Annotated in this window: 6 protein-coding genes and 1 pseudogene; 6 read left to right on the top strand and 1 reads right to left on the bottom strand. The window is 50.5% G+C overall.

Features of this window, described 5'->3' with window-relative positions; translation table 11 throughout:
* The first annotated feature begins 691 nt into the window (after positions 1–691).
* The 6 genes and pseudogenes from BT119_RS14310 to BT119_RS27220 all read left to right on the top strand — a co-directional run bounded on the left by BT119_RS14310 (position 692) and on the right by BT119_RS27220 (position 8573).
* On the top strand, positions 692–994 hold the full coding sequence (locus BT119_RS14310; protein WP_072366135.1) for an immunity protein YezG family protein: 303 nt from the start codon (positions 692–694) through the stop codon (positions 992–994).
* 98 nt (positions 995–1092) lie between these two features.
* A pseudogene (locus tag BT119_RS14305) lies at positions 1093–1728 on the top strand (filamentous hemagglutinin); the annotation flags it as partial.
* A gap of 2147 nt (positions 1729–3875) precedes the next feature.
* Entirely contained in the window at positions 3876–4163 is a 288-nt protein-coding gene (locus BT119_RS14290; protein WP_065349632.1) for a hypothetical protein, read from the top strand.
* A gap of 54 nt (positions 4164–4217) precedes the next feature.
* Positions 4218–7499, top strand: coding sequence for a DUF637 domain-containing protein (locus BT119_RS26820; RefSeq protein ID WP_371857173.1), 3282 nt, complete (start codon positions 4218–4220; stop codon positions 7497–7499).
* Positions 7500–7508: 9 nt separating this feature from the next.
* Complete coding sequence (locus BT119_RS14275) at positions 7509–8150, top strand: hypothetical protein (RefSeq protein ID WP_058396293.1); 642 nt, start codon at positions 7509–7511, stop codon at positions 8148–8150.
* A 174-nt stretch (positions 8151–8324) separates the two neighbouring features.
* Positions 8325–8573 (top strand): hypothetical protein, encoded by a 249-nt coding sequence (locus BT119_RS27220; RefSeq protein WP_154219791.1) that lies wholly within the window; start codon positions 8325–8327, stop codon positions 8571–8573.
* A 116-nt stretch (positions 8574–8689) separates the two neighbouring features.
* On the opposite strand, the gene BT119_RS14265 is transcribed toward BT119_RS27220, so the two are convergent.
* On the bottom strand, positions 8690–9673 hold the full coding sequence (locus tag BT119_RS14265; protein WP_072366129.1) for an IS5 family transposase: 984 nt from the start codon (positions 9671–9673) through the stop codon (positions 8690–8692).
* Between the last annotated feature and the right edge of the window lie 12 nt (positions 9674–9685).

Below are 9685 nucleotides of genomic sequence, written 5' to 3'. Positions count from 1 at the left end.
AGTTATAGCTAGCGACACTTGTCTGTTCGTATGTCAAGAGTGCGAGGCGTCATGTTTTTTATACGAATACATTGGGTTAGGGCCTTTTTCGACTATGGGGATTATATGGAAAGTTTAGGACTGAAACCACTATTGAGTGAGTTAAAAATTATTCCTGAGTAGGTGCAAAAGCGACAGGCGTTGCGGATGAAACTGCAGGTTCAATTAGGAACGTCAACCCAGGTTATCCAGATGCTGGACGAACCCACAACTGCGTTAATTGTTCGATTGCTACTGATGCAACACTGGCAGGTAACCCAGCATCCCTACGCCCGGTATAGTAGGGCCAGGACCTCAGCGAATTGTGGTAGTTAAAGGCGGCGAAATATATTACACAGCCGACCACTACAAAACCTTCATGATGTTGGCGGACATGCTCAGGCGTGTAGTCAAGGTGGTACTTGTGATGGTTATAATCTTTTTCCACAAGATGCAAGTTTTAATAACTCTGTTTATAAAGTATTTTATGAAAATAAAATCAAAGCAGCTTTGAATGATCCTGCTCAAGTGGTTGGTAAAATAACTATAAAGTATGAAAGAAAAGGTCCGAGCTCTCCTGGGCCAGATTCTCTACAGTTACATATACAATTAATGGTAAAGTAAAGACTGTTGATTTTAAGAGTTAAGCAAAAGCACCGCCGTTGGAGTGATTATGATTGCCAAAGATTTTGAAGTGGTACAAGAGATTTTTTCGCTAATTAGGGATGGCATTGTTAACGGGTATGATTCATTTTCTTTTAAGGCGGAGGTTCACTCGAGCTACATAGAGTCAGAATTGTTAGTGTCTGTTGAAGGGAATGAAATTAGCGATGCTGAAACGGACTTCAATCGCGCAATATTATATGAGTTAATAGAAAAATTTAAAAAGGGCTTTGCTGATCGTGGTGAGAGTTGGGAGTCATTCACCATGACTTATACGCAAGGTGGTAAAGTTGAAACTCACTTCGATTATTAGGCTGAGGATAGTCTGGCGTAATCGGGAGACACACCCCAATTAACCGTCGCTAACGATCTGCCCGGAGCGCTGGTTTGGCTGCCAGACCATGCTAGGCTGGCTTTGGCGGCAGCGTCAGCGGCTCGGTCGGGTACGGCCAGACCAACGGCTCCAAGAACTGGATCGAGGAACAGACCCGCATCACGGCCAAAGACAAGGTCGACATCCGCACCGAGAACCACACCTAACTCGACGGCGCACTGATTGCCTCCGATAGCGGCAATCTCAAGCTGGATACCAACACGCTGGGTTACAGCGACATCGCGGGCAAGGACAAGGAACACGGTTACTACCTGAACGTTGGTGGCTCGTACGGTACCAGCGGCAGTACCACGCAGGACTCGACTCAGGTAGGCAAAGGCGATGACCAGAAAAACGGTTGGAGCGTCGAGGGCTGGAACTACAACAAGGATCGTGAACAGATCGTCCGGGGCACCGTGGGTGCAGGCGATGTGGTGGTGCGCAGTGATACGGCGGGTAAGGACTCAACAGCGGGCTTGAATCGTGATGTCGACAAGGCATACGAGATCACGCGTGATGATGAACATCGGACTGATTTGTATGTGACGAAGAGTTCGTTGGAGGCGGTCGCGGATCCTTCTGGGACTGTAAATGCCTGGAAAACTGCTATACAGAGTTATCCCGGCAAAACTGTGGACTTGTTAAATGCTGCGAGCACTCTCCTGGCTGGGACAGTGTCTTCCGCTGAGCAGGTTTGGAAAAATATCCAGGCGCAGAGTGTTTCTATAAACGACGTACCAGACTCCGTAAGGGAGCAGTTCGGAGACGAGTTGGCGCTTAACCTGACCAAAGCTTTTGTGCAAAACGGCAGGAACGTTGAGGATATTAACAAGCTGTCACAGGACGATATTGCAGTCATACAAAGTTTTAGCAGCCGTTTTTCTGAATTTAATGTTCAGCAGGCCGCTTGCAACGCTGCCGGCGGGTGCAGTGATGGCTTTAACGCTGATGCAGATCCTATTCATTACAAAGATAAGGATGGCGTTAATAAGATGGTATGGCTGCAAGATGCAAATTCTGATACTCCAGGAGGGAAATTGCTGGAGCAGGCCGAGCGTCTTCAGTGTTATCTAGATAAATTGCCTGTCGAGCAAGCCGAACTTCTTGGGTTGGGCGTTCAAACGGTAATGGGTCCTGCAAAAATGGCACTGGGAATGGCCGGCAGTATCGTTCTGAATAAACTGTTTGGTGACAAGATTGCTGCTGCCAAAGACGCGATGGCTAAAACAGTGGCAAGCGATTTGAGTGGGAAGGATCGAGACGATCTAGTAAGCAGTGATAATAAGCTCAAGGAACTTTATGACGTTGATGCGAATGCTCAGAAAGGAGATGTTTACGTACGCGGTGCGACCACGCTGATTAATATTGCATTGGGCACTGCTGTTGCGTCTACGGGTGTCGCAGGCGCCGCAATAATCAAAGGCGTGGGAACGGGATCAAGCGTTGCTGCAAGCAGGCCAATTGATCCTGTGAAAGTGACCATTGATGCAAACTGGAACAAGGCATCCAGGCCAATCAAAACTCCCGACGCAGCACCGCAGGCAGTGGCAGGGGCAACGAAGGCCTCAGATCAGACAGCACTTCCTTCGTACTACCGCGAGGACAGCTCGGCCGGTGCCTCTTTCAATAAAACGGGTGGATTACCAGAAGGCTACCGTCGCGTGGTTAACACCCGCACCGGGAACGTCGAGGTTGTTGGTCCTGATGGCTCGCTCTATTTTGAGGTGGCGGGGGGTGGACTCAAGCCCAAGGCAGGGGGTAATCTTGCTGCTTTGGTGAAGGCTGAGCGGGACATTGATGGTGCAAAAGGCGTTCCCTCTATTGCTGATTCCGGCGCAAGCAGCGCGGCTAATGCTGCTAGACTCAAAATGCAAATGGTTGCTGAGCAGGCCGCCGGAGCAAGGGCTCCTACACAGATCACTAGCTATTCAAATCACGCATTAGAACAATTTGCAGGAAGGGATGGTGGTATTGGTGTAAGCGAGTCTGCACTCAGTGGCGCTTGGTCTAGCCCTCTAAAAATTGAATATGTCCCTTCAAAGTACGGTCCAACTTTTAGGTATACGGAACGGATGCAGTCATCGTGGTCAATACTGAAGGTAAAATCGTGACAGGTTGGGGGAAATCGGCTTCGGGGACCGGGAAATGAGCTGCCTCCTAACAAGCGCCCAATTGCAGCTCTTATTTTCCTTATGCTTTATGGCGGGTCAGTACCAACTCGCACTGGCTGAGAAATTACCTAATGGTTCATTATCATTAAGTGAGGTAGACGATCTTTGCGAGTTGATTTCTAATGAGTTTTTGCTGAACGGTATAGAGGAGAGCTTCGAGCCGAATAGTTATGGCCTTGAGCTAGAACTGCTTCTAGATGCGGTCAATAGAGGTCGTGGTCAAGGCCGTTAGAGTTCTGTGATTTTTTTGGCTCCTCTGTTTGTACAAAAGAAACTGCTAATACCGCATTGAAGCTTGGCGAAACCCAAACTATTAATGATGTAAGCATGACTAGTGTCGGGAGATGGATGTCTCCTGATGAACTGGCACAGATGCAAAGTAGTAACAAAATTGTTCAGGGAGGCGGCGGGCAAACCTTTATCTGAACTAACGGTGCCGCTGATTTTAAGGGGGGTGCGTCTAAAGGTTTCGTCTATGTCGAGTTTGATATTCCAAGTAGTGGATTGTTGCAGGGTGGTAAGGAAGGTTGGTATAAAATGATTGGTCTGGACGCAAGTAAACCCCAGTAGTATTTTCTTAATAAACAGGGTGGGGAACATCTCCCTGAGGTAAAAAATATTACTGTGCTAGATAGTAAGTGAGAGGGGTTATGGATGCTTTTCAGTTTAATAAAGAAGTTAAGTCTCTATTGAAAGGCTACGCCGTAGAGTATTCAACATTCGCCAGTGGGGATTTTGGTAACCTTGAGCGGATAGGGCTGGAAGGCTTTAACAAGCTGGCGACCGTAGAATTTTGGTCTGAAGGCTGGATAGGTATTGATATATATGACCGTGCTTGTGATGAGCAGGTCATGAATATTTTGCTTTCTCCAGAGGAAAAAGATCTTGTCCCTAAAGGATTTGAAAAGCTTCTGGATATATTAAATCGAAATAGTTAATAAGTATCTTCGGAAACTCAGGGTGCTTATTTATCTGTAGATCCCAGCCTCGATTTGACACCGGCCCTGCGCCGGTGTTGTTTTATCTGCTTACTGCAAAACCTCCCTTCCTTTGCTGCGCGCTTTAGTCGTGGCCTGAGCGATCAGGGCATCAAGCATCTGCGCAACGAATTTCTGTATCTGGCACAGGCCGACAATCGCCTTGGTCCGACCGGGGCATTGATTGCGGGTAACGACGTCTCATTGATCGCCGGCCAGAACCTCAACAACGTCGGTACCTTGCACGCCGCCAACAACCTCTCGGCAGTCGCAGGCAACAACCTGATCATCACCGGCCTGATAGAAGCCGGCAACCGGCTCGATCTGCTCGCGGGTAATGATCTGATCAACACCGCTGGCGGCATCATCAAAGGCCGCGATGTTTCACTGACCGCGATCAACGGCGACGTGATCAACGAACGCAGCGTCACCTCGCTGGACAACAGTGCACGCGGTCAGCGCCACAACGAGTTCGCCGACAGCGCAGCGCGCATCGAAGCCGCTAACGACATGAGCATCTCGGCCGGTCGCGACGTCATCAACAAAGGCAGCGTGCTGGAAAGCGGTCGTGACATGACCATCCAGGCCGGACGCGACGTCACCATCGCCCCGACCGAAGTCACCAACAGCCTGTTCTCGGACAGCAAACACAACAGCAGCGACATCACCCAACTGGGTTCCACCGCCAGTTCCGGACGCGACCTGACCGTTCAGGCCGGACGCGACATCTCCGTCATCGCCAGCCAGATCGACGCCAAACGCGACATCGCCATGGCCGCGACCGAAAACCTCACCATCAGCTCTGCGGCGGACGAAGAACACTCCCTGTCCAAAAGCAAAAAACTGACCCGCCAGGAAGACCACGTCAGCCAGGTTTCTTCTGATCTTGACGCGGGAGGCAGCGTTGCCTTGCAGGCTGGCCAGAACCTCGCCGTGATCTCCAGCCGTATTACAGCGGGTAAAGAGGCGTACCTGGTTGCCGGTGAAAACCTGGACATCTTGGCTGCGCAGGACAGTGATTATTCGCTGTATGACAAAAAGAAGAAGGGGAGTTTTGGGGCGAAAAACTTCAAGCGCGATGAAGTGACCGACACGCGCAATATCAGCAGTGAAATCACTACAGGCGGTAACCTGACGCTGGCAAGTGGCGGCGACCAGCGTTATCAGGTTGCCAAACTGAACAGTGGCAACGACCTGTTGATCAACAGTGGCGGCGCAATCGATTTCGAGGGCGTGAAAGACCTGCACGACGAGAGTCACACCAAGAACAAAAGCAGTGCAGCGTGGTTCTCGACAAAAGGCAAAGGGACAACCGACGAGACCTTTCGCCAGAGCGAACTGGTTGCCAAAGGCGAAGTTGCCATTCAGGCCGTCAACGGTCTGCGCATTGATGTGAAACAGGTCGATCAGCAAAGCGTAAGCCAGAGCATCGATGCAATGGTCAAGGCCGATCCGGAACTGGCCTGGATCAAGGATGCCGAGAAACGAGGAGACATCGACTGGCGTCAGGTCAAGGAAATTCACGAAAGCTTCAAGTACGACAACTCGGGCCTTGGGCCTGCTGCGCAGATTGTTGTCGCCATCCTGATGGCGGCGGTGATGGGCCCAGCAGGCTTTGGTTTAAGCGCTGGTATTGGCGGCGCTGTAGCAACCAGCGTTGCGACGACGGCGGTGACGAGCACGATCAACAACAAGGGTGATCTTGGCGCCGTGTTCAAAGACGTGACGTCTTCCAACGCCATCAAGGGATACGCCATGGCGGGCGTCATGGCAGGTTTCGTACCGACCATCAATCCGAAAAATCTGGGCTTGGACCTTGCGAGTGTTCAGACCGTTGCGACTAAGGTGATCACCGAATCTGTGATCAAGACCGCGATCATGGGCGGGAGTTTCAAGGATAACCTTGGCTCTTCCATCGTCAGTACGGGAATCGCTACGGGTGGCGCCATTGCCGCAGGCAAGATCGGTGATTTCACTCTGTTCGATGAGGGCAAACTCACCAAAGTCGGCATGCATGCCGTGCTTGGCGGGTTGATGTCCGAGGCCATGGGCGGCGATTTCCGAACGGGTGCCTTGGCCGCTGGCGCGAATGAAATGGTTGTCGATTATCTGGCGGAGAGGATGCTGCCAAGTGATTTAGACAAAAACTCCCAAGCGTATCAAGCAGGTGTCAGCAAGCTGATGACTGCCTCGGAGTTGATCGGTGCTCTGACTGCTGCCGCAACGGGCGGGGACGCATCGGCAGCAGCGGCGGTGACGGCTAACAGTACGCAGTACAACTACCTTGCCCATAACCAGTTGAAAGAGGCAGCCGAAAAGTTAAGGAAATGTGCCCCTGCCGAGTGCGATTCGATTGTGGCCGCTTACAAAAAAGTAAGCGAGGATCAAACGATTGAAGCGATCATCAATTGCAGGTTCGACGTTTCCCTGTGTAAACCGTCCTCAAGGGATGTTGCTAACACGGTAGCCGATCTTTCGAGTGTCTACGATGCTTTGGGTGATGGTTCTAAGTACGCCAAGGACTCGCTGCAGATCCTGATCAATGAGAACCTGGAATTTCAGGAGACCTTGGCAGTTGCGACGACCGGTGCTAGCGCGCAGGCCGTGGCAGAAACACTCCAGGCCAAGCTCAAGCTCACGCCCGAAGAAACTGTTGAGTTGGCGGAGGCCATTGGGGGAGGATTAGCAGCCGCTGCTGGGGGGGTGGTTGCATTCCGCAAGGTGCTTGCGAAAGCGTCAAAGCGGCTTGAAAAAAGCGGTGAAGCACTGGTAGATAGACAGATTGATGCAGGTTCAAAAGCTTTAGATGATAATGTCGTAGTGCGCAGCGATGATGATTTCTCTTCGCAGATCGGAAGTAACGGTAAACCGAAGGCGCACATAAATGAAAATGGCGAATTGGTGCCTCCAAATCAAGATGGTACTGGTAGTATTCAAACACATGTACGTGGCGGAGGGTCTGAAAATTCCCCCTATATTTCTGTGACCGATCCGCGGGTTGCTTCCGATCCTAAGGGCTATGGTTCGAATAAAATCGAAATCGATGTCGATCGTCTGCAAAAAGACATCGATTCCGGTCTATTGCCTGACACGAGGTTTTTGACAAATCGTGAAGTTGTAGCTGAGCTGCAAGCGAGAGTAAATGCGGCGCGTGAAAAATATATCATTAACCCTTCGCCAAAAAATCAAACTTCTTTATCTAGGGCAGAGTCTGATCTGGGTAATACTGTTCGCGATGGTGAGTGTCTGATCAAAGGTTGCGTTCCGGCCACTTATATAAAACATATCGATAAGTAGGTGTTTATTATGGACCATAAAACAAATTTTTTGCTTAGCAATATTCCGGAAGGCGCAGATTATGCTGCTGATGCAGGTGACTTGGATTTAGAAGATATTCCACAAGAAAGAATGGAAGCAGTAATTGATCTACTTCGTAACACAGATGATGAAGTAGTAAAATTTTTGGCTGCGAAGTTGCTGGCCAGTTGGGGAGTTTTTGAGGGGTTTAGTGTATTAAAGGAATTTGTCGAGAAAAAGTCTGCTATTATAAATAATATATATCCTCATAGATTGCATGGGTACGATGATACTTTTCGCCAGGTTCTTATGGCTGTGGTTATGTTTTATGCCAATATGGCTGGCGCGGGGAAGAAAGACGTAGCGAGAGCGGAGGTTTATCCCGTGCTGTCCAAAATAATAGAGTTGGCAGCTAGCAATCCTTTCGAGATCACTGATGTGTTATCATTTATAAAGCGTGAGCAGTATTTTGAATATCTCCCTCTTATTAAGGGTTATCTCATGTCGATAATTGATAACCCAGAAGTTCATCGATGGAAGATATATGACGCGATCGAATTTCTTGTGGAGTTTGATTCCCAGTTTGTTGTGTCTCTTTTGGAGGAGAAGAGAAAAAGTATTGAAGACTTTAAGCCTTCCATACCGGGTTGAGCGTCTTGAGAATTTGTAGTGGTCTAATGAATTCGGACACTCATTTAGGCGAGAATATCGCCAGACAGGGGGCGGGATGACCAAACAACGCTGTACCTCTCCGCTAATGCTACCCAGTACAACTGGTTATCACACGCTGAGATTCGGGATGCTGATAAGGCTCGGGCTGCCTGTGTGACGGCTGGTGGTGACGTTGGTGCTTGCCAAGCGAATGTCACTCGTGCAACGGATGAACTGGACAAGGCACGAGACTATGAACTGAAAGAGCGTAAACGTGCAATTCAGCTCCAGTCCTTTAAAGATGGTGGCTGGACCCTGGGCGAATACAACAACGCTCTGTTCGACGACTATTTTGCCAGTAAAGGTGTAGATCGGAGCCAGGTGACATTTGACGGATATGCTCCTGCGAAAACGTTGGGTTAGGGAAACTCCGAACAAGTTGCCCATCAGCCGGAAATGGACGGTTTGAGGATGCCGAAAAGCCCGAATTTCAGCCGCTGACTATTCGATAACCAAGGCATAGCCTTGGTTTTCTGATCTCACGGGCGCACCTCTCCCGTAGCAGGCAATAATTGCCGGCGCACCATCCACAGATTCGACAGGGCAAACAGCGTGGTCAGTTGCGCCGTATTCTTGGCCAAGCCACGGAATCGGGTTTTCACATAGCCGAATTGGCGCTTGATCACACGGAATGGATGTTCGACCTTCGCTCGCGCCTGAGCTTTGACCTTCTCGATCTTGCGTCTGGCCTTGTAGAGCAAGCTTCGTTTGCTCAAGTGTTTATAGGTGCTCCGACGAGCCGCAATCTGCCAGATCACCGGCCTTCCTTCATGCTCCGGCCGCTTCTCCACGCCGGTATAACCCGCGTCGGCACAGATAACATTTTCATCGCCATGCAACAGGTGAGCGACCTCCGTTACATCGGCCACATTCGCCGCTGTACCGTGGACGTGGTGCACCAGGCCCGACTCAGCATCGGCACCGATATGCGCCTTCATGCCGAAGAAATACTGATTACCTTTCTTCGTCTGATGCATTTCAGGATCGCGCTTGCCGTCCTTGTTCTTGGTCGAACTGGGTGCGTGGATGATGGTGGCGTCGACAATGGTGCCCTTGCGCAACGACAGGCCCTTGTCTAGCAGGTAATTGTTGATGGTTTCCAGAATGCCCGCCGCCAACTGATGCTTCTCCAGCAGGTGCCTGAAATTCATGATCGTCGTGTCTTCGGGGATCGGAGCGCTCAGCGTCAGACGAGCAAACTGGCGCATCGAAGTAATCTCGTACAGCGCCTCTTCCATGGCTGGGTCGCTCAACGAGAACCAGTTCTGCAGTAGGTGAATACGCAGCATGGTTTGCAGTGGATACGGCTTGCGGCCACCGCCAGCCTTTGGGTAGTGAGGCTCGATCAACGCCACCAACCCGCTCCACGGAACCACCTGCTCCATCTCGGCTAGGAAACGCTCGCGACGGGTTTGCTTGCGCTTACCGGCGTACTCGAAATCGGAAAAGCTCATCTGGCTCATGGGATGGCGGGC

The sequence above is a fragment of the Pseudomonas sp. NFACC10-1 genome (assembly GCF_900119195.1).
GTDB lineage: Bacteria > Pseudomonadota > Gammaproteobacteria > Pseudomonadales > Pseudomonadaceae > Aquipseudomonas > Aquipseudomonas cerasi.
The sequence above is the reverse complement of the archived record's forward strand: the minus strand, read 5'-3'. Positions and strand labels throughout refer to the sequence as shown.